This is a genomic window from Streptomyces sp. NPDC052301, from assembly GCF_044593395.1.
GTDB lineage: Bacteria > Actinomycetota > Actinomycetes > Streptomycetales > Streptomycetaceae > Streptomyces.
In genome coordinates this window covers 499,676-518,544 of record NZ_JBIUBE010000002.1, presented here as the reverse complement: position 1 = coordinate 518,544, position 18,869 = coordinate 499,676, and the positions used below count along the sequence as shown (strand labels likewise).

General features: G+C 72.2%; 19 protein-coding genes. 9 read left to right on the top strand and 10 right to left on the bottom strand.

Features of this window, described 5'->3' with window-relative positions:
• Positions 1 to 15: 15 nt before the first annotated feature.
• Entirely contained in the window at positions 16 to 867 is an 852-nt protein-coding gene (locus tag ACIHEJ_RS06060; RefSeq protein WP_400132423.1) for an alpha/beta fold hydrolase, read from the bottom strand.
• 402 nt (positions 868 to 1,269) lie between these two features.
• On the opposite strand from ACIHEJ_RS06060, the gene ACIHEJ_RS06055 reads away from it, so the two are divergent.
• From ACIHEJ_RS06055 to ACIHEJ_RS06035, 5 genes are all read left to right on the top strand, one after another.
• Positions 1,270 to 1,521, top strand: a complete 252-nt coding sequence (locus ACIHEJ_RS06055; RefSeq protein ID WP_366012129.1) for an acyl carrier protein — start codon at positions 1,270 to 1,272, stop codon at positions 1,519 to 1,521.
• Positions 1,518 to 2,384 carry a class I SAM-dependent methyltransferase gene (locus tag ACIHEJ_RS06050; RefSeq protein WP_400132422.1) on the top strand — a complete coding sequence of 289 codons (867 nt, stop codon included), beginning with the start codon at positions 1,518 to 1,520 and terminating at the stop codon, positions 2,382 to 2,384. The genes ACIHEJ_RS06055 and ACIHEJ_RS06050 overlap by 4 nt, the downstream gene beginning before the upstream one ends.
• 39 nt (positions 2,385 to 2,423) lie before the next feature.
• A complete protein-coding gene (locus tag ACIHEJ_RS06045; RefSeq protein ID WP_400132421.1) occupies positions 2,424 to 3,749 on the top strand; it encodes an NAD(P)/FAD-dependent oxidoreductase in 1,326 nt (441 codons plus the stop codon).
• Complete coding sequence (locus ACIHEJ_RS06040; protein WP_400132420.1) at positions 3,746 to 4,774, top strand: SDR family oxidoreductase; 1,029 nt, start codon at positions 3,746 to 3,748, stop codon at positions 4,772 to 4,774. Before ACIHEJ_RS06045 ends, ACIHEJ_RS06040 begins: the two co-directional genes overlap by 4 nt.
• Before the next feature lie 67 nt (positions 4,775 to 4,841).
• Positions 4,842 to 5,756 (top strand): SDR family NAD(P)-dependent oxidoreductase, encoded by a 915-nt coding sequence (locus ACIHEJ_RS06035; RefSeq protein WP_400132419.1) that lies wholly within the window; start codon positions 4,842 to 4,844, stop codon positions 5,754 to 5,756.
• A gap of 136 nt (positions 5,757 to 5,892) precedes the next feature.
• On the opposite strand, the gene ACIHEJ_RS06030 is transcribed toward ACIHEJ_RS06035, so the two are convergent.
• Positions 5,893 to 6,702, bottom strand: coding sequence for a 4'-phosphopantetheinyl transferase family protein (locus ACIHEJ_RS06030; protein WP_400132418.1), 810 nt, complete (start codon positions 6,700 to 6,702; stop codon positions 5,893 to 5,895).
• Positions 6,703 to 6,709: 7 nt separating this feature from the next.
• Complete coding sequence (locus tag ACIHEJ_RS06025; protein ID WP_400132417.1) at positions 6,710 to 6,952, bottom strand: helix-turn-helix transcriptional regulator; 243 nt, start codon at positions 6,950 to 6,952, stop codon at positions 6,710 to 6,712.
• A 650-nt stretch (positions 6,953 to 7,602) separates the two neighbouring features.
• Between ACIHEJ_RS06025 and ACIHEJ_RS06020 the strand changes: the two genes are divergently transcribed.
• Positions 7,603 to 8,541, top strand: a complete 939-nt coding sequence (locus ACIHEJ_RS06020) for a beta-ketoacyl-ACP synthase 3 (protein WP_400132867.1) — start codon at positions 7,603 to 7,605, stop codon at positions 8,539 to 8,541.
• A 406-nt stretch (positions 8,542 to 8,947) separates the two neighbouring features.
• On the opposite strand, the gene ACIHEJ_RS06015 is transcribed toward ACIHEJ_RS06020, so the two are convergent.
• Together ACIHEJ_RS06015 and ACIHEJ_RS06010 are read right to left on the bottom strand one after the other, a co-directional pair.
• Entirely contained in the window at positions 8,948 to 9,241 is a 294-nt protein-coding gene (locus tag ACIHEJ_RS06015; protein WP_400132416.1) for a hypothetical protein, read from the bottom strand.
• A 156-nt stretch (positions 9,242 to 9,397) separates the two neighbouring features.
• A complete protein-coding gene (locus tag ACIHEJ_RS06010; RefSeq protein ID WP_400132415.1) occupies positions 9,398 to 9,790 on the bottom strand; it encodes a DUF5997 family protein in 393 nt (130 codons plus the stop codon).
• A 58-nt stretch (positions 9,791 to 9,848) separates the two neighbouring features.
• On the opposite strand from ACIHEJ_RS06010, the gene ACIHEJ_RS06005 reads away from it, so the two are divergent.
• Entirely contained in the window at positions 9,849 to 10,607 is a 759-nt protein-coding gene (locus ACIHEJ_RS06005) for a LysR family substrate-binding domain-containing protein (protein WP_400132414.1), read from the top strand.
• An 81-nt stretch (positions 10,608 to 10,688) separates the two neighbouring features.
• On the opposite strand, the gene ACIHEJ_RS06000 is transcribed toward ACIHEJ_RS06005, so the two are convergent.
• Positions 10,689 to 12,188, bottom strand: a complete 1,500-nt coding sequence (locus ACIHEJ_RS06000; RefSeq protein WP_400132413.1) for an MFS transporter — start codon at positions 12,186 to 12,188, stop codon at positions 10,689 to 10,691.
• A 309-nt stretch (positions 12,189 to 12,497) separates the two neighbouring features.
• Positions 12,498 to 12,974, bottom strand: a complete 477-nt coding sequence (locus tag ACIHEJ_RS05995) for an Lrp/AsnC family transcriptional regulator (RefSeq protein ID WP_400132412.1) — start codon at positions 12,972 to 12,974, stop codon at positions 12,498 to 12,500.
• Between the two features lie 230 nt (positions 12,975 to 13,204).
• Between ACIHEJ_RS05995 and ACIHEJ_RS05990 the strand changes: the two genes are divergently transcribed.
• Together ACIHEJ_RS05990 and ACIHEJ_RS05985 are read left to right on the top strand one after the other, a co-directional pair.
• Entirely contained in the window at positions 13,205 to 14,695 is a 1,491-nt protein-coding gene (locus tag ACIHEJ_RS05990; RefSeq protein ID WP_400132865.1) for an FUSC family protein, read from the top strand.
• A gap of 169 nt (positions 14,696 to 14,864) precedes the next feature.
• Positions 14,865 to 15,896, top strand: coding sequence for a lactonase family protein (locus ACIHEJ_RS05985; RefSeq protein ID WP_400132863.1), 1,032 nt, complete (start codon positions 14,865 to 14,867; stop codon positions 15,894 to 15,896).
• Positions 15,897 to 16,013: 117 nt separating this feature from the next.
• Here the strand turns inward: ACIHEJ_RS05985 and ACIHEJ_RS05980 are convergent, their stop codons facing one another.
• From ACIHEJ_RS05980 to ACIHEJ_RS05970, 3 genes are all read right to left on the bottom strand, one after another.
• Positions 16,014 to 16,940 (bottom strand): sirohydrochlorin chelatase, encoded by a 927-nt coding sequence (locus ACIHEJ_RS05980; protein WP_400132411.1) that lies wholly within the window; start codon positions 16,938 to 16,940, stop codon positions 16,014 to 16,016.
• Between the two features lie 195 nt (positions 16,941 to 17,135).
• On the bottom strand, positions 17,136 to 18,110 hold the full coding sequence (locus ACIHEJ_RS05975) for an N-acetylglucosamine kinase (RefSeq protein WP_400132410.1): 975 nt from the start codon (positions 18,108 to 18,110) through the stop codon (positions 17,136 to 17,138).
• Positions 18,107 to 18,784, bottom strand: coding sequence for a uracil-DNA glycosylase (locus ACIHEJ_RS05970; RefSeq protein WP_400132409.1), 678 nt, complete (start codon positions 18,782 to 18,784; stop codon positions 18,107 to 18,109). The genes ACIHEJ_RS05975 and ACIHEJ_RS05970 overlap by 4 nt, the downstream gene beginning before the upstream one ends.
• Positions 18,785 to 18,869 lie beyond the last annotated feature (85 nt).

The window sequence follows — 18,869 nt, the reverse complement described above, 5'->3', positions numbered from 1 at the left end:
CCTCCGGGGAGCCTCTTACGAGGAGGTGGCCTGACCGGTCAGCAGGAAGGACCGGATGTGGGCGCTGAGCCGGCCCGGCTGGTCCTCGGGGATGAGGGTGTAGCTGTCTTCGATCTCGACGAGCTGACCCTGAGGCAGCAGCTCGGCGAGCCTGCGCCCGTGCTCGGGCGGCATCACCTTGTCCTCGGCGGCCCACACCACGAGCGCGGGCCGGTCGAAGTCGCGCAACTTCTCGGCCCATGCCAGCAGTTCACTCTTCGGCGGCACCCCGAGCACGTACTTGCGCAGGTCGCGGCGGATCTCCTTGGAACTCCAGAGCCCTTCGAACCAGGCGTTCATCACCTCGTGCGGGACCGGCCGCTTGCTCATCCAGCCCCAGGTCATGGGCAGTCGGCGCATCGGCTTCCACTTCAGCGACCTGAAGGCGAAGTTGATGCCGCCCGGCAGTTTCGCCGAGGTGAAGAGGTTGCTTCCGGGCACGCCCGGCGGGAAGTTGTCGAACGCCTCGCACGAGGTGATGACGAGGCGCCCGATCCGCTCGTCCCTGCCTTCGGAGACCAGGGCCTGTGCACCGCCCCAGTCGTTCATCACCAGCGTGACGTCGCGCAGGTCGAGCCGGTCGAGGAACTCCGCGACCAGCCGGGCGACACCCGCGATCGACAGATCCGCGTCCGGCTTCATCGGCCGGCGGTGACCACCCAGCGGCAACGTCGGTACCACGCAGCGGAATTCGGAACGCAGAGGCGCCACCACGTTCCGCCACAGGGAGCCGTCCATCGCGACTCCGTGCAGCAGGACCACGACCGGACCCTCGCCTCCGGTGTCCTGATACTCCACCGTGCCGGCCGAAAGGTCTACCTCAGCCATTTCACATCTCCTCGGAGCGGTACGGGTCGGGGAGGTCACGAAGGGGTGGTCGCACCCGACGCAACACCCGATGCCTAGGTGGGCGGCGTGACAGCCACCGAACGGACGGGCTGGGGTAAGCAAAACACCTCGGACTCATTTTCGCCAGCAACAACCAGACCAAGAACGATCATTGCCCTTAAGGGCAATAGTCGGCCGACTGCCACCTGGGTACCGTGGCAACTCCCGTGCCGGAGCCGTCCGCCGCAAGGTGAAGGACGAGTGCACGGACGAGGTACGCCGTGCGGCTTCAGCCCGCGCCCCGGACGCCATTGCTCCGGAATCACACCCTCGATTTCCTGGCGCGTCGCGGGCTCACAGAACCTCGGTCATCCCATAACCGTGCATCGGAAAGGCTGCCCCGTGATCACTGCTGAAGAAGTATGTGTCCGTATTGCCAAGAAGCTCGGCAGCAAGGCGAATTCATACACCCTGAACGAGGACACCGCTTTCGACTCCGTGGGCCTGTCGAGCCTGCAGATCGCTGACATCGTCTACAGCATCGAGGACGACCTGGAGATCGAGTTCGACGAGAGCAGGGCCGCGAGCGTGAAGACGGTCGGGGACTTGGTGAAGCTCGCCGCGGAGACCGAGCAGGGCAGCGCCGCCGCGTGACGGCCATCGGTTACCAGGGCGCCACCGCGGAGTCCATCAAGCACCATTACGACGTCTCCAACGACTTCTTCGCGCTGTGGCTGGACACGGACCTCACGTACACGTGTGCGCTGTGGGACGAGGGCGACACGCTCGAAAGCGCCCAGAAGCGCAAGCTCGACTACCTCGTCGAGGGCGCGCGGGCGGCCGGCGCGCGCCGCGTCCTCGACGTCGGCTGCGGCTGGGGAAGCCTGCTCCAGCGGCTGGTCCGCACCCACGGCGTGCAGCAGGCCGTCGGCCTCACGCTCAGCGACAGCCAGGCGGAACACCTGCGTGGGCTGGCGCTCGAGCGCACCGAGGTGCGGGTGGAGAACTGGCTCGACCACGAGCCCGCCGAGCCGTACGACGCGATCATCTCCATCGGCGCCTTCGAGCACTTCGCGCGCACCGGCCTGTCACGTGCCGAGCGGGTCGCCGCGTACCGCGAGTTCTTCGAGCGCTGCCGTGCGTGGCTGCCCAAGGGCGGCAGGATCGCGCTCCAGACGAACATCAAGGGAAACAACGTCCGGATGGACAAGCAGACCGTGCGGGACCTGCTTTTCATCATCGACATCATCTTCCCGGAGTCCGAGATCCCGGCCCTCTCCGAGGTTCTCGAATCGAGCGAGAAATGCTTCGACGTCGTCCGTCTGCGGAACGATCCGGATCACTACAGCCGCACCTGCCAGGAGTGGTTCGACCGGTTGCGGGCCAACCGTGATCAGGCCGTGAAGGTGGCCGGCGAGGAGAACGTCGCCAACTACGAGCGCTATCTGAGTTCCACGGTCGGCCACTTCAGGAACCGTCATCTGGGCTTGTCGAGGATCGTCCTCGAAGCCGTGTGACCGGCAGCTTCACCGGCGGATCCTCTTGAGGAGCACTCATTGAACGCGTACAAGCACGTCGTCTATTGGCACGACACCGAGAAGGTCGCCCTCGAGGCCCCTCTCAGGGAACGCGTCGACTGCGACGTCTGTATCGTCGGCGGCGGTTTCACGGGACTCTGGACAGCCTACTTCCTCAAAGAGGCCGAGCCCGCGCTCGATATCCGCATCGTCGAGGCGAACCACTCCGGATACGGCGCCTCGGGCCGCGCCGACGGATTCGTCACGCCCACCATCGGCAAAGACATCCAGGCTCTGGTGCAGGAGTTCGGGCTCCAGCGCGCGCTGGCGGCGTCTCAGGCGGTCGGCCGGTCGATCCTGGAGATCGGCAGGTTCGCCCGCAGGAACCGCGTCGACGCGGAGTACGAGGCGAACGACTACCTGATGGTGGCCACCGACGCCGCCCAGCTCAAGCGGCTGGAGCAGGATCGCGGTCTCGCCGAGCGGATGGGCGCCGCGCGGGTGGAGATCCTCCCGCGCGAGGAGTCCCAGGCCGTCATCGGCTCGCCCGCGGTGCTCGGCAGCATGCGCACCGGCGGTGCCCTCGTGAACCCCTTCAAACTCTCCCGCGGCATCGCCCGCGTGGTGCGCGAGAAGGGCGTGACGATCTACGACAACTCGCCCTGCCTGCGCGTGGAACCGGGGGTGCGGCCGACTGTCGTGACCGCCGGCGGGCAGGTCAAGGCCGACAAGGTCGTCCTGGCCACCAACGTCCACATGGACGCCTTCCCCCCGTTCCGCAGGAAGGTCATCCCGATCTGGACGTACGCGATGGTGAGCGAGCCGCTCACCGACGCGCAGCTGGGACGCGTGAACTGGGAGGGGCGGGAGGGCCTGGTCGAGGCCAAGTCACTGCTGACCTGTGCCCGTTTCACGCACGACAACCGCATCATGTTCGCCGGCGGGCCGGCCCCGTACTACTACGGCAGGGACAAGCGGCAGCGGAACATGAACCGGCCCGAGGTCTACCGGGAGATCCACCGGGAGTTCCTGCGGTTCTTCCCGATGTGGGGCGACGTGGAGTTCAGCTACGCGTACGGCGGGACCGCCGACGTCGTCCGTGACTTCGCCCCGCACTTCGGCCGGCTCGGCGGCGGCAACGTCCTGTACGGGTACGGCTATTGCGGCAACGGCATCGCGGCCACCCACACCGGTGGCAAGGTCCTGCGCGACCTCACGCTCGGCAAGGACACGGACTACTCCCGGCTGCTCTTCGTGGACGACGAGCGGCGCAAGCCGCCCGCCTCCTTCCCACCCGACCCGGTCCTGTTCGCCGGCGCCCGTGCGGTGGCACGGCTGATGGACTGGAAGGACTCCCGCGCATGAGCCGCATCGTGAGCGGCGCGGGCGCTCGTCCCACCGTCCTCCTGACCGGGGCGTCCGGCGTCGTCGGACGATCCCTCCTGCGGGAGCCGGACGGTCCGCGGTTCGTCGTCGCCACCCACAGCACGCCGGTGCCCGAGGCCGGGGCCGCGCGGTCGGTGCGCCTGGAGATGACCGCGGAACGCTTCGGTCTCGACGAGGACAGCTACGCCGCCCTCGCCTCCGAGGTCGACGTCGTCATCCACTCCGCGGGCCTGACCGAGTGGGGCCTGCCCGCCGAGGACTACCGTCCGATCAACATCGAGGGCACCCGGCGGGTCGCGGAGTTCGCCGAACGGGCGGATGCCACCGTCCACTTCATGAGCACGGCGTTCGTCGCCGCGCTCGCGGACACCGCGCCCGTGCCGCTCGGCGCGGACAACGTCTGCCGCAACTACATCAGCTCCAAGCGGCAGGCGGAGCACATCCTGCGCGACAGCGGGGTACGGCACACCGTCTTCCGTCCCACCAACCTCATCGGTGACTCCACCACGGGCTGGACCTCGCAGGGCCAGATCGTGCAGTTGATGTCGGACTGGCTGGGCCGCGGCAGGGCCCCCTTCGTCCCCGCGCACCCGGGCATCCGGATGGATTTCGTCCCGCAGGACCTGCTGTCCAAGGCGGTCCTTCGCGCCATCGAACTCGGCGACGAGGAGGGCGAGTTCTGGGTGACGTACGGTCCGGAGGCCATGGATGTCGAGGCCTGCCTGCGGGTGCTGGTCAAACACGCCGCCGGACGGGGGCGTTCGCTGACGCCGCCACCGGTGGTGAACCCCGACGAGCTCGCCCCGGACGCCATCGAGAACACCGCCGCGCGGACCCGCTCCTACCTGTCCGTCCTGCGTGACGTCAGCGAGGTCACCCGGTGCAGCGGCGGCGTGCTGCCCACGTCCATGCCCGAGCTGCGCGAGCGTTACGGCATTCCGCACGTCGATGACACGACGGCGTATCTGACGAGCTTGGAGTACGCAGCGGCGCACCTCGGCTAGAGCGAACGGCCGGCCCACACGGCCGGAGTGAACGGCCCGAGCGGCCGGACGAACGGAAGGACATGCTGTGAACGAGGACTGGAAATCGCCGGACCTGGGCGGCAAGGTGGCCGTGGTCACCGGCGCCAGCCGTGGTGTGGGCCGCGGCATCGCGCTCGCGCTCGGCGCCGCGGGCGCCACCGTGTACGTCACGGGCCGCAGCACTCGGGACGGCGCGCGCACCGAGGGCCTGCCCGGCACGGTGGAGGACACCGCCGAGGAGGTCACCGAGCGCGGCGGCAAGGGCATCGCCGTGCGCTTGGACCACGGAGCGGCCGCGGACAACGAGGCGCTCGCCGCCCGCGTCCAGGCCGATCACGGCAAGCTGGACCTGCTCGTCAACAACGCCTGGGGAGGCTACGAACGCTCCGCCGAGGTCCGCTTCGACGCGCCCTTCTGGGACCAGCCGATGTGGCGCTACGAGCTGTTCGAGACGTCGCTGCGCGCCCAGTACGACGTCACCCGCAGGCTCGTCCCGCTGATGCTGCCGCAGCAGAGCGGCCTGGTCGTCGGCATCAGCTTCTCCGACGGCGACATCTACCTCGGCCAGGTCGGCTACGACGTCTTCAAGTCGGCCTCCGACCGCATGTGCCGGGGCTTCGCCTCCGACCTGCGCAAGAAGGGCGTCGCGGCGCTCTCCCTGCACCCCGGCTTCGTCCGTACGGAGCGGGTGGAGGCAGCCTGGGAGGCGATGGGCGACGGTCCCGCGTCGGTGGTGCACTCCCCGGAGTACGTGGGGCGGGCGATCACGGCCCTGCTCGCGGACCCCGAGGTGATGGGGCGCACGGGCAAAGTGCTCAGCACCGGCGACCTGGCGGTCGAGTACGGCTTTGCCGACGTGGACGGACGGCAACCGCCACCGTTCCGCCTCGAGGGCCGGATGAGCCTGGCGACCCGGATGCACCGGCTGAACAAGGTGGTCAAGTCGGCGGCGGAGCAGTAGGGTGACCGGCTCGACGGCGCCCCGCCCAGGCACGCCGTTCACCCCGGCCGTCTCGGCCGGGCACCTCGACCAGATCTCCCACGCCGGCCGGTCCTCCGGGCGAGACCCGCGTGTCGCCTCCCCCCGGTCGTTCCGGTCACCCCAGCAGCAGCCGGGAGGTACGCAGGGCGGGGAGCCGTCTCCGTCCCGAGGAGGCCGGGAGACGCAGCGCGACGGCCGCCTGATAGCCGTCGGGCGCGGGCACGTCGAGGAGGGCCCAGCCGTCGGGCACGGGCGGCGCCCAGGGTGGGGCCAGTGCCGTGGCGAGGCCGACGTGGTGGGCGCCGACCCCGCCGGGCAGGCCGGTGCCGATCCCTTTGAGGAAGGCTTCCTTGCGCACCCAGCAACCGAGCAGTGCTTCCTGGCGCACCGTCGCAGGCAGGGCGTCGAGGGCGCGGCGCTCCGCGGGGTGCAGGCGCCGGGCCATCCGTTCGAGGCCGTCGACGGCCAGTTCCAGGGACTCGATGTCGGCCCCGACCGGCGCGCCGGCCAGCGCGTAGAGCGCGATGTCCCCGGCGTGCGAGAGCGAGAAGTGCACCGAGGGGTGCCCGGCGACGGCGGGACGGCCGTGCTGCTTCTCGCAGTGGGGCATCCCGCACCGCTCGCGGACGAGAGCGACGTCCCGGGGTGGGGTGCCGAGACGGGCGCCGAGCAGCACGCGCAGCCCCACGTGGGACGTGACGAAGCGGGTGCGTGCCGCCGGATCCCGGAACCCGGCGGCACGCTCGGTCTCTTCGGCGTCGAGGACCCCGGCGCGCGCGGCGGCCGCCGCGGCGTGATCCGGAATCCACAGCGTCCACAGCTCGACCGCGTCGAGGGGATCGCCCGTGTCGAGCGGCTCGTCTGTGTCGGTGGGGTGGGCTCCGGGCGGCCCGCCCGCCGCCCCCACCGGAAGGGACTCGGTCACGAGGGTGTTACGGCCTGTCGAGGTCCGTCGGACCGGGCCGGAGGTCGTCCGACCACTCCGCCGAGAGGAGGGCGGCCTCCACCCGGGACCGCAGCCCCAGCTTCCTCGTGATGCTGGTCAGATGGGCCTTGACCGTCCGCTCCGCGATGCCGAGCCGGCGGGCGAGTTCCCGGTTCCCCTCACCGTCCGGCAGCACGCTGAACACTTCGAGTTCCCGCGGCGTCAGTACCCGCAGGGCGGATCGTTCCACCGATGCCAGTCGGCCGCCGCCGACCCCTATTCGCCCATCGACTTCTCCGCGGCCCGGAAGCTTGTCCCCGTACATGCTTCTCCAACTCCTTGAGCAAATCGTCACCGCGGGAGGAATCGGATCGAGCTATTAAACACAATCACCATTCCCCCTGCGCCCCGACAGTAAGTAAGACAGCGTCAGAACTGGCCGGCCACCGTTGTGACTTGCGTCACTCGGGCTGCACCCTCACGGTGCGGCGATGGCCGCGACCGCAAGTGATTGAGCGGTCAACTGCTATTGATGTCACGGTGAGTTCACCCTATCAGCCGGTCCGGTCCGGACTCGCGGCGTTGGTCGCAGAGGGCGGGGGCGTGTCTTTCGACCTTCCGCCGGAATTCGACGCGGGCGTGGTGGAAGGCAATGCGCACCGCAATCCTGGCTTTTATTCAACCTTCTTTCGTCTCCGGTTCACGGTCGTGTGTGGAGTCGGATGCGAGTAAGGGAATATTTTCGTCAAGTGGAATTGACGACTCCGTACAAAATGCCGTCCACATTCAAGGTCCCCGTAGGGTCGAATTTTTCAGAGCCCGACGGATCATTCGCCGCCGCAGACAGCTCGAGGTGACCGTATGTCGTCCAATTCATCCGCTCTGGCCGGTATCGACGCGATGGCCGGTTCCCGGATCGCGGCCGTGGCCGGTGTCCGCCCCGAACGGGTCGTCGGCAACGAAGAGTTGAGCAGGGGCCTCGGTGTCACGGCCGAGTGGATCGAGCGGCGGGTGGGTGTCCGCGAGCGGCGGTTCGCCGGAGCGGAGGAGACCGTCGTGGGGATGGCGGCCGGCGCGGCGGCCAAAGCGCTCTCGACGGCCGGTATCGCCGCCGCCGACGTCGATCTGCTGGTCCTGGCCACCTGCTCGATGCCGTCGCCCATGCCGAGCGGCGCGGCGTCCGTCGCGGCGCTCCTCGGTGTCCCGCACATCGCGGCCTTCGACGTCAACGCCGCCTGCGCCGGCTTCTGTTACGCCCTCGGCGTCGCCGACGGCCTCATCCGCTCCCGCACCAGCCGCCGCGCCCTGGTCATCGGGGCCGAGCGGATGACCGATTGGGTGGACCAGGAAGACGTGGACACCGCCACCGTCTTCGCCGACGGAGCCGGTGCGGCGGTCGTCGTCGCCGCGGACCGGGCGGGGATCCACCCGGTGGAGTGGGGCGGCGACGGCGACAAGGCCGGACTGGTCGCCATCCCCGACCGGTACGGCAGGGTGACCATGCAAGGCCAGGCCGTCTACCGCTGGGTGACCTCGGAGTTGGCCGCGGTGGCGGCAGCGGCCTGTGCGCGCGCCGGGGTCGCCCCGGCCGACCTCAAGGGCTTCGTGGCGCACCAGGCGAACCTACGGATGATCGAGCGCTTGGCGACGAGCCTCGGCGCCACGAACGCCGCCGTGGCCCGGGACATCGTGGAGACCGGCAACACCTCGGCGGCGTCTGTGCCGTTGGCCCTGTCACGGCTCATCGACCTCGGCCGGGTTCGGCCCGGGGACCCGATTCTGCTGATGGGCTTCGGTGCGGGCCTCAGCTACGCGGCACAGGTGATCGCCTGCCCCTGACCGGGGGCGTTCCACGTGTTTCGTGACGACGTGCCACGGGGAGTGGGTGGCGGTCCCGGAGTCGATCAGTGGGGGCGGTGGGCCTGCGGTTTGCTGTACGCACGATGTGCGGTGCGAGCGTCACGGGTGATGCCTCGACGCCGGGACGACGCCCGGGACGTACGACTCCTCAGGGTGAACGGGCAGTACCCGTACGGAACATGACCGCCGCCTTCGTTGCGCCGGTCGGTCCCGGCACCGTTCCCCGCGACCCGGTCGTGCCCGCGCCTCACTCCGACCAGGCGGCGGCGCACAGCGCCCGGTCCACCTCCTCGGTGCAGCGGCCGCCGACGTCCGGCACCAGCACGCGCCGGCCGCCCGAGACCGCCTGCTGGACGCGTCGGCGCAGCAGATGGACCGGGGCCTCCTACGGGACGGGCACCGCGCGCCCCGGGGCGGCGGGCAGGTCCGCGTGCTGCAGCCGGTCGCGGCCCAGGTCGCCCCGGGCTCCGGGCAGCGTCGGATGCTCGCCGGCGAGGAGTTGGGCCCGGGGATGCGGGACGGGGGTGAGCCGGGCGGCGACCCGCAGCGAGCTGCCCCGGACGGCGGCCGGCAGACGCAGACCGTCGCGGTGGGGCAACGAGGGACGGGCACGGGCGGCGGTCAGCCGCAGTACGACACCCCCGCACTCGGCGAGCAGACAGTCGCCATCTGCTCGCAACCGCCGGCGCTGTCGGGCTCGGCGTCCGGTGGCCGCGCGCGAGGCGGCCCCGGCGGAACCGGTCACGGCGCGTCGTGCCCGAGCGGGAGGGCGCGCGGACCAGGGTGAGGGGAGCAGTGCCGGGATGTCCGCGCCGAACGCAGGGAGCCGGCGCCCTCAGGCGCCCTTCTGCTCCTTCTCCTTCTTGAGGTTCTTGATCCGCTCGGTCTCCTTGCGGACCTCGGCCTGGGTGGCGCGCTCCTTCTCCAGCCACTCGGGCCGCTCCTCCTTGAGCGCCTCGATCTGCTCGCTGGTCAGCGGCTCGGTGACGCCGCCGCGCGCGAGGCCCGCGATGGACACGCCCAGCTTCGCGGCGACCACCGGACGCGGGTGGGGGCCGTTGCGCCGCAGCTCGCGCAGCCACTCCGGCGGGTTCGCCTGCAGCTCGTTCAGCTCGGCGCGGGAGATCACGCCCTCCTGGAACGAGGCGGGGGTGGCGGGGAGGTACACACCCAGCTTCTTCGCCGCGGTCGCGGGCTTCATCGTCTGGGTGCTCTGCTGCGAACTCATGAGGTCAAGGGTATCGGCCGTGTGGGGGAGCACCGACCACGGCCGGTAACCTGGCCTGGTGACAGGCTCGGAGGAATCACCGTCGTTCCGGCTCGCGTACGTCCCCGGAGTGACGCCCGCCAAATGGGTGCGGATCTGGAACGAGCGGCTGCCGGACATCCCGCTGACCCTCGTCCAGGTACCCGCCGGCGAGGCACCGGACGTTCTCCGCGCGGGGGAGGCGGACGCGGGCTTCGTACGGCTGCCCGTGGACCGTACGTTCTTCAGCGCGATCCCCCTCTACACCGAGACCTCTGTCGTCGTCGTCCCCAAGGACCACCTGATCACGGCGGCGGACGAGGTGACCCTGGCCGACCTGGCCGACGAGGTGCTCTTCCACCCCCTCGACGACGTCTTCGACTGGGACAGCCCGCCCGGCGAGCCGGCCTTCGAGCGCCCCGCGACGACGCCGGACGCCATCGAACTGGTGGCGGCGAACGTCGGCCTGCTGATCGTCCCCCAGTCCCTCGCCCGTCTCCACCATCGCAAGGACCTGACCTACCGCCCGGTGGTGGACGCCCCCCGGTCGAGCATCGCCCTGTCCTGGCCGGAGGAGGCCACCACCGACCTGGTGGAGGACTTCATCGGCATCGTGCGCGGCCGCACGGTCAACAGCACACGGGGCCGTACGGCGGACCAGCCACCGGCGGAACACAAGCGCAAGCGCTCCGAGCAGACCGGCACCCGGCAGAAGCCGGCCCAGGCCAAGTCGGCGGGCCGCACGCCGCGGGGCCGCACGTCAGCCGCCAAGCGGGGCAAGCCGCGCCGCCGGTCGTAGCGGCGACGGGTAGAACAGGGGCAGCAGGAAGGCCGGGGGAGAGCGGGCCCGGGATCGGCGGGGCGGCGCCGGGGCGTGGCCTCAGGTGGTCGGGTCCGGCTCCTGCGGCCGCGAGTGGCCGGCCACCGCCTCCACCGCCTCCGTCGGTTGCGGCTCCGGGTTCTTCTCGCGCGCCCGCAGGTCCGCCACGGCCAAGCCCAGGGCGACGACGATGATCCCCACGGTCGTGAGCAGTCCGAGCTGCAGGGCCCTGCCCGGGCTGCCGTGGTTGGCCAGGTGGGCGAAGTAGACCGCGCCCACCGCGGCGATCCCGGCCGCCGAGCCGATGCGCTGGGCCGTCACCAGCACACCGCCGGCCGCCCCGGCCCGCCGTACGGGGACGCCGGCCAGGGTGAGGGTGGTGTTGGGGGAGACCGTCACACCCGAGCCGAACCCCGCGACGAGCAGGGGCAGCGCCGCCGCCCAGCCCACATCCCGGCCCGGCACCAGCTGCACCGCCGCGATCACCCCCAGCAGGCCCAGCGCCACCCCGCCCAGGCCGGCGATCACCAGCTTGCGGCCGTGCCGGACGACCAGCCGGCCCCCGGTGGTGGCGCCGACGGCCGAGCCGATCGCGAAGGGCAGAGAGGACAGCCCCGCCGCGAGCGCGTGGTAGCCGACACCGTTCTGCAGGAACAGCGTGTACACGAAGAACACCGCGGTGAAGCCCGCGAAGTACACGAGGTTCAGCAGCACGCCCAGCGTGAAGGACCGCAGCGAGAACAGGTCCAGATCGAGCAGGGGCGCCTGTCCGCGCCGGCCCTGCCGCCGCTCCCAGGCCCGGAACACCGCCAGCAGCAGCACGGCCACCGGCAGCAGCGCCCACTTCTCGCGGCCGGTCCACTGCTGCTCCTGCACCAGGGGCAGCATCAGTGCCAGCACGCCCGCGCCCAGGAGCGCGACGCCCGGCAGGTCGAGATGCTCGCGCCTGCCCGTCCTCACCGGGGCCCGGGGCAGCAGCCGCAGCGCCGCGACGAACGCGGCCAGGCCGATCGGCAGGTTGACGTAGAACACCCAGCGCCAGCCGTCGTCGGCGCCGAACAACTGGATCAGCAGGCCGCCCGCCGGCGGTCCGACCGCCGTGGAGAGCCCGGCGACGCCGCCCAGCATGCCGAACGCCTTGGCGCGTTCGGCGCCCTGGAACATCTGCTGGATGAGCCCGGTCGTCTGCGGTGCCACGATGCCCGACGCCGCGCCCTGGAGCAGCCGGAACAGCACCAGCCAGCCGGCACCGGGTGCCAGCCCGCACGCCACCGAGGCCGCCGTGAACAGGGCGAGCCCCACCAGGAAGGCCTCGCGCCGGCCGCGCAGGTCCCCGAGCCGGCCCGCCGGGACCAGGGCGAGCCCGAAGGTCAGGGCGTACCCCGAGACCACCCACGACACGTCGGCCGCGTCGGCTCCCAGCCCGCGCTCCATGGAGGGCAGGGCCACGTTCACGATCGAGCTGTCGAGCAGCGTCATGAAGCCCGCCGTCAGACAGACACCGAGCGCCGTCCACCGCCGCCGGTCACCGGTGGCCGTTCGGGTCTGAGACATGGTCATGGGGCCACGCTAGGCATCCACCAGGCACAACGCACGGAAGGACGATGTCGCGCGCGTCGGGGCCCCGTCGGCGGTTCCGGCCCGCCACCCACGCGTCCACGACCTCTCGCACCTGCCCGCGCAGCGCCCCCTCGTCCCCGGACGGGCGTCCCGGCCCACACCACGTCGAGGAGCGTGCCGCCGTCGGACCGGGCGGGGTCGGCGACGCCGGAGTCGAGCCCGCCGAAGGGCGCTCTCCCTGCCCGTGCCCTCGCAGCAGGTGTGCCCCGCTCGGGCGAGTCGACGCTACGGGCGGGCAAGGGGAGCGGATCAGGCGCGTGCGGCCCGGCCTACCGACTCCACCAGCGGCAGCAGCCGGTGGGGAACGCGCTCCCGCAGCGCCACTTCGGTACGGGTGCGCACCACGCCCGGCAGGCTGATCAGCTTTTGGATCACGTCCTCGAGGTGGGCGTTGTCCCGGCCCACCACCCGGGCGAGCAGGTCTCCGCCACCGGTGATCGAGAAGGCCTCCACGATCTCCGGTACCGCGGCCAGCGCGTCCCCGACATCGTCCAGATGCCCCTGGGTGACCTCGATGTGGACGAACGCCAGCACCGGATGGCCCAGCGCGGCGGGGGACAGGGAGGGGCCCGTGCCGGTGATCACGCCGTCCCGCTCCATGCGGTCCAGTCGGGCCTGGAGCGTGCCACGGGCGACGCCGAGGATGCGGGCGTACTCGCGCACGCTGGTGCGCGGCTGCTCCAGGAGCAGCCGCAGGATGCGGGTGTCGAGTGCGTCCACGGCCATGATCTACGACTGTACCAATGGCTCAGGGGTCGACAACCCCGGTGGACCGCCCGACCTGGTCCGATGGCATTCCTGTGGACGTGCGTACGGCATCCTGTCTGGGCCGATGGTTCAGTGATTCGGGCGACACTTGAGCCAGTGACGTCCAGGATGCTCTCATGGACACGTCGATGGCGCTGCGGATCCCGCGGCGCCTTTTCCGTGCCGACGGTTCCCAGGGGAGGACAGCAGTGCTGAAGAGGATGTTCGTGGCTCCGGACCCGGGGCGGGCGCGGATGCGTTTCGCCGCCCGGGCCGTCCTCGGCATCGGACTGGCGGTCGTCGTCTGCTTCCTCGCCGGACACTCCCTCGTCGGTGCGGTCACCGGCGGCCTCGCCGCGCTGCTCGCCCTGTTCACCGTCACCGACGCCACCGTGCGCGGGCAGGCGGTCACCACCGCGCTGCTGCCCGCGGTGGGTGTGCCTGTGCTCGCCGCCGCGGCCGAGCTGCACGACTTCCCCGTGGCCCGGGACCTCGCCTTCCTCGCCGTCGTCGGCACCGGTGTGTACGCGCGCCGCTGGGGTCCGCGCGGACACAGCCTGGGGGTCTTCGCGTTCATGACCTTCTTCGTGGCCCAGTTCCTGCACGCCACCCCGGACCGGCTGCCCGAGCTGTACGCCGCGGTCCTGCTGTCCGTGCTGAGCGCGGCCGCCGTGCGCTTCGGCGTGTGGTGCTACGAGCGCCGGCTGCCCGCGCCGGTGGTCCCCGCTCCACCCGCCGGGTCCGGGCTCGCCCGGGTCACCACGCGGCAGGCCGTCCAGGCGACCGCGGGCGCCGGCTTCGCGCTCGTCGTGGGCCAGCTGGTGTCCGGACAGCGCTGGTACTGGGCCGTCGGTGCCACCTGGTGGGTCTTCGTCAACACCAGTTCGCGCGGTGAGACGCTGGTGCGCGGCTTCCGCCGGGTCCTCGGCACGCTGATCGGCATCGGGCTGGGCTTCCTGGTCGCCGTCCCCGTGCACGGCGCGCCCGTCCCGACAGCCGTCCTCCTCGCCGTCGCCGTCTTCGGCATCTTCTACACGGCCGCCGTCTCCTACACCTGGATGATGCTCTGGGTGACCGTCCTCGCCGAACTCCTCTACGGCCTCCTCGGCGTCCTCCACCCCGCCCTGCTCGCGCTGCGCCTCGCCGAGACCGGCGTGGGCGCGCTCGGCGCCGCGCTCGCCGTGCTGTTCGTGCTGCCGGTCACCACCCACGCCGTCACGGACGCCTGGATCCAGCGCGCCCTGCGCTGCGTCCACGCCTGCACGGCCGAGGCCGCGGCCCGGCTCGCCGGCTCCGCCACGGCCGACCCGGCGCCCCGCGTGGCCGAGCTGGAGCAGCTGCTCGGCCGGGTCAGGCTCTCCGTGGCCCCTCTGGTGCACCCGCTCAACCCGATGCCGGCCCGCAAGCGGCGTGCCCGCCGGGTGCTCGCGCTGCTCGACGACTGCGCCCGGGAGATCCGGGGGCTGGTCGCGGTCGCAGCCGACCCCGAGGCCTCCCACGACGCCCGCCTGGCCGCGGCCTGCTGGCGGGTGGAGGCCGCCGTCGAGGCCCTGACCGCCGGCCGCCAGGACCCCGTCCACAGCCCTGCCGAGCAGCCGGCCGAGCCCGCCCTGGCTCACCTCCACGGCCTGGAACGCGCCCTCGCCGACCTGGCGGAACCCCTGCGCACGCCGTCGGGCTCGAGGCTCGTGGGCGCCTGAGGGGCTGATGGGGCGGCGCGTGCGAGGCTGCGCCTGCTGAGCACCGGTGCTCGTCGGGGTGGTGGTGGGCGGAGACACCTCCCACGTCACCCACTTGGTCCAGACCGCAGGCGGCCGACTGCTACCGTCGGCCCCGGACTGGCTCGACCGAGAGGGGACAGCGGTGGCAGTGAACGGCAGGCCGGGCAGGCCGCGGGCGTTCATCGGCTCGTTCACGGCGGCGGGCGGGCCCGGACTGGTGACCGCCGAGGTCGCCCCGCTCGGCGGCGCCCTCACCCTCCGTGCCGCCGTGAGAGACGTACCCGACCCCTCCTACCTGGCTCTCTCCCCGGACGGCGGCACCCTCTACTCGGTCAGCGAGACCGCCGAGGGGGCCGTCGCCGCCTACCGCGTCGACGGCGACCGTCCGGAACTCACCGGCCCGCCCGTCCCGGTGGACGGCCGTGGCCCCACCCACCTCAGCCTGCACGCGGGCCACGTGCTGACCGCCAACTACGGCTGCGGCAGCGTCACCGCCGTACCGGTCCACCCGGACGGCAGCCTCGCCGGCACCCCTTCCGGACGGCTCCAGCACACCGGCTCCGGCCCGCACGATCGGCGTCAGCGCGGCCCGCACGCCCACCAGGTGCAACCCGACCCGAGCGGCCGCTGGGCGGTCAGCGTGGACCTCGGCACGGACTCGGTCCGGTTGTGCACCCTCGCGGACGGCACCCCCGTCCTGCATCGGGAGATCGCCCTGCGCCCCGGCTCCGGCCCCCGCCACCTGGCCTTCCACCCGGACGGCGTGCACGCCTACGTCGTCAACGAACTCACCCCGACCGTGACGGTGTGCCGCTGGGACACCGAGGGCGGCTCCCTGAAGCCGCTGGCCGAGGTGCCGGTGCTGCAGGGAGCCCCGGCCGGTGACGCCTACCCGTCGGGCATCGTCGTCTCGCCCGACGGCCGCTTCGTGTGGACCGCGACCCGCGGCGAGGACGTCCTGTCGGCCTTCGCCGTCGAGGCGGACGGCCTCCGGCTCGTCGGCACCGTGCCCTGCGGCGGGCGCTGGCCGCGCGCACTCGCCCACCACGACGGCCACCTCTACGCCGCCAACGAGCGCTCCGGCGACGTGACCTGGTTCGCCGTGGACGAGACGACGGGACTGCCCCGCTACGACGGTTTCGTCCAGGTTCCCGCGGCCTCCTGCGTCGTCTTCGGCTGAGCCCGTCCGGTCGGGTCGGTCCGCTCGAGTCCGCCCCGCGACGGCCGCCTCCGGAAAGGCGAAGGGCCCGCTCCCGGGGTGCGGAGCGGACCCTGTGTCGTACGGATGCCTGGGGTGTCAGCGGACGGGCGCGCCCTGCGGCTGCTGCGGGGAGATGCCCAGCGCCGTCGTGTACTTGGCGAGCGCGAGCTTGCCGATCGCCGGGTAGGCGCCCAGCGCCTCGGCGGTGGAGCAGCCCACCTCTTCGGCGGCCGCGGCCAGCAGCGCCGGGTCGATCTCCGGGCCGACCAGGTACGGCGCCAGGGCCAGCTGCTGCGAGCCGGAGGAACGCAGCTGCTCGGCCACGGAGGAGATGGAGCCCTCCTGGTCCAGGGCCGCCGCCATCACCGGCACGGCGAGGCGCGCGGCGAGCAGCATGCCGGTGATGCCGGCCGCCTGCACGGCCTCCTCGCCGCCGACGGAGGCCAGGATGATGCCGTCCGCCGCGGTGGCCACGGTGAACAGCCGGGCGCGGTCGGCGCGGGCCAGGCCCGCCTCGGACAGTCGTACGTGCAGCGCCTCGGCCAGCAGCGGGTGCGGACCGAGCACATCGGTCAGGTCGGCGGCGACCCGGCTGTCCATCACCGACTGGCGGATCTGGCGGAGCAGGGCGCTGTCCGGACCGGCCAGCAGCGGAACGACGACGGCGACCGGCCCGTCGGGCTCCTTGATTCCCTCGACCCCGGCGGCCACGGCCTGCTCGTAACGGGCCGTGCGCTCCTCGGCGGCGCGCGCCAGCACGGACCGCAGCGTGGGGAATTCGGAATCGTCCCCGTCCAGGTACCCGATCCGGGCGTCCAGGCCGGGGAGCTCGGAGCGGGCGATGCTCACGACTTCCTCGGCGAGGCCGCGCGTGGCGGCGCTGGGCACACCGGGCACCGCGAGGACGAGCGCGGGCGCGCCCTCGGGAGCCACCAGCGGTTCCGGTCGGCGGTGCCGTCCGGGCTGGCGGGGTCGCGGCATTCGTACGGGCAGGCCGGACGCGGGTCCAGTGGGGGAGCTCATGGCGCCGCATGTTATCGGCTTACCGGACTCGCCTGTTCGGGGAGGGTGCAGGTGAGCGGTATCCGTCCGTTTTTGTCTGATGAGTTACGTACGGCTGGCACATGTTCCCGGCACGTGCCGAACCGATGAGTCGACATGGAGACAAGTCCGCTCACCCCGGAGCAGTGCCGGGCCTCTGCGGCACGCTCTGTCGCCTCAGTCTCCCTCCGTGGCGACCACGTGCAGCATCGTCGTGTGACCCGGCAGGGTGAGCCGCCCGGCCGCGAGGTCGGTGGCGATCCGCACCGAGCCGTGCAGCGGATCGCCCTCGGCCGGCACCCGCCGGGCGTGCGGCAGCGTGCGCGCCAGCTCCTCGTCCAGCGGTACGAGGAGCGGGACGCCCATCTTGAACAGGCCACCGGTGAGCGCCACTTCGGGTGCCCCGCCCGCGGGGCACACGGCGGCGGCGGATTCGGCCATGTGCCGGGCCGCCGCCCGCAGAATGTCCCCGGCGACCGGGTCGTGGGCGGCGCATCCGGCCACCTCGGGTGCGAAGGACGCCAGTACGGCGGGCCGGTCGGAGCGCGGGTAGAGCATGCCGGGCAGCCCGGGCATCGGGCCGAACCGCTCCTCGGCGCGGGCCAGCAGCGGCGCCGAGCCGCCGTCCCGGCCGTCGTACGCGCGCAGGGCCGCCTCCAGTCCGGCCCGCCCGATCCAGGCACCGCTGCCGCAGTCGCCCAGCAGATGGCCCCAGCCGTCGGCACGCCGCCAGCCGCGCAGGTCGGTGCCGACCGCGATCAGCCCGGTGCCCGCGGCGAGCACCGCGCCCGGTCGCGGCCCGAGCGCGCCGACGTAGGCGGTGACGGCGTCGGCGGCGAGTGCCACCCTGCGCACGCCCAGCTCCCGCGCGAGGGCGCCGGGCAGCTCGGCCCGCATTGCATCGCCCAGCGTGGCGAAGCCGGCGGCGCCGACGACCGCCGTACCCAGGTGGTCCACCCCGGCCTCGGCGGCCGAGGCACGGGCCAACGGGACGAGTTGCCGCATGAGGTGGGCGGGGTCGATGCCCCGCGCACCCGTGCGGACCGGTTCCCGGGTCTCCCGCGGGGCCGAGGGAGCCCGGCCCGGCCCGCCGACGACGACCCGGAGACCGGAGCCTCCGGAGTCCACTGCGAGATACCCGGCAGCGGTCACGGCAGGCGCCAGTCCACGGGCTGTCCGCCCTGCTGGATCAACAGCTCGTTGGCCCGGCTGAACGGGCGCGAGCCGAAGAACCCGCGGTCGGCCGACATCGGTGAGGGATGCGGGGACTCCACCGCGGGCAGCCTGCCCAGCAGCGGACGCAGGTTGCGGGCGTCCCGGCCCCACAGGATGGACACCAGTGGCTTGCCGCGCGCCGCCAGGGCTCGGATCGCCTGCTCGGTGACCGCTTCCCAGCCCTTGTCGCGATGGGCGCCAGGACGGCGCGGTGCCGTCGTGAGCGCCCTGTTGAGCAGCAGCACGCCCTGCTGCGTCCACGGGGTGAGGTCGCCGTTGGACGGCTGGGGCAGCCCCAGGTCACCGTTCAGTTCACGGAAGATGTTGATCAGACTGGGCGGCAGCGGGCGCACCTCGGGCGCGACGGAGAACGACAGGCCCACCGCGTGTCCCGGGGTCGGGTACGGGTCCTGACCGACGATCAGGACCCGGACCTCGTCGAAGGGCTGCTGGAAGGCCCGGAGGACGTTCGGTCCGGCCGGGAGGTAGGTGCGTCCCGCGGCGATCTCGGTGCGCAGGAAGTCGCCCATGGCGGCGATCTGTCCGGCGACGGGTTCCAGGGCCTGCGCCCAGCCCGGTTCGACGATTTCATGCAAGGGTCGTGGTGCCACGGGCGTCACCCTACTGCCGTACGCCGGTCGCCGGTTCACCGACGGCCGGAGCACGGCCGCAGGGCCCCGCCCGCCCGCGGCCCCG

Excerpts from the sequence above, each read along its gene's own strand:
- ACIHEJ_RS05995 (WP_400132412.1), bottom strand. The coding sequence starts at position 12,974 with ATGGCCGTGGACGCACTCGACACCCGCATCCTGCGGCTGCTCCTGGAG.
- ACIHEJ_RS06060 (WP_400132423.1), bottom strand. The coding sequence starts at position 867 with ATGGCTGAGGTAGACCTTTCGGCCGGCACGGTGGAGTATCAGGACACC.
- ACIHEJ_RS06020 (WP_400132867.1), top strand. The coding sequence starts at position 7,603 with ATGGCCGGTTCCCGGATCGCGGCCGTGGCCGGTGTCCGCCCCGAACGG.
- ACIHEJ_RS06010 (WP_400132415.1), bottom strand. The coding sequence starts at position 9,790 with ATGAGTTCGCAGCAGAGCACCCAGACGATGAAGCCCGCGACCGCGGCG.
- ACIHEJ_RS05980 (WP_400132411.1), bottom strand. The coding sequence starts at position 16,940 with ATGAGCTCCCCCACTGGACCCGCGTCCGGCCTGCCCGTACGAATGCCG.
- ACIHEJ_RS06000 (WP_400132413.1), bottom strand. The coding sequence starts at position 12,188 with ATGACCATGTCTCAGACCCGAACGGCCACCGGTGACCGGCGGCGGTGG.
- ACIHEJ_RS06040 (WP_400132420.1), top strand. The coding sequence starts at position 3,746 with ATGAGCCGCATCGTGAGCGGCGCGGGCGCTCGTCCCACCGTCCTCCTG.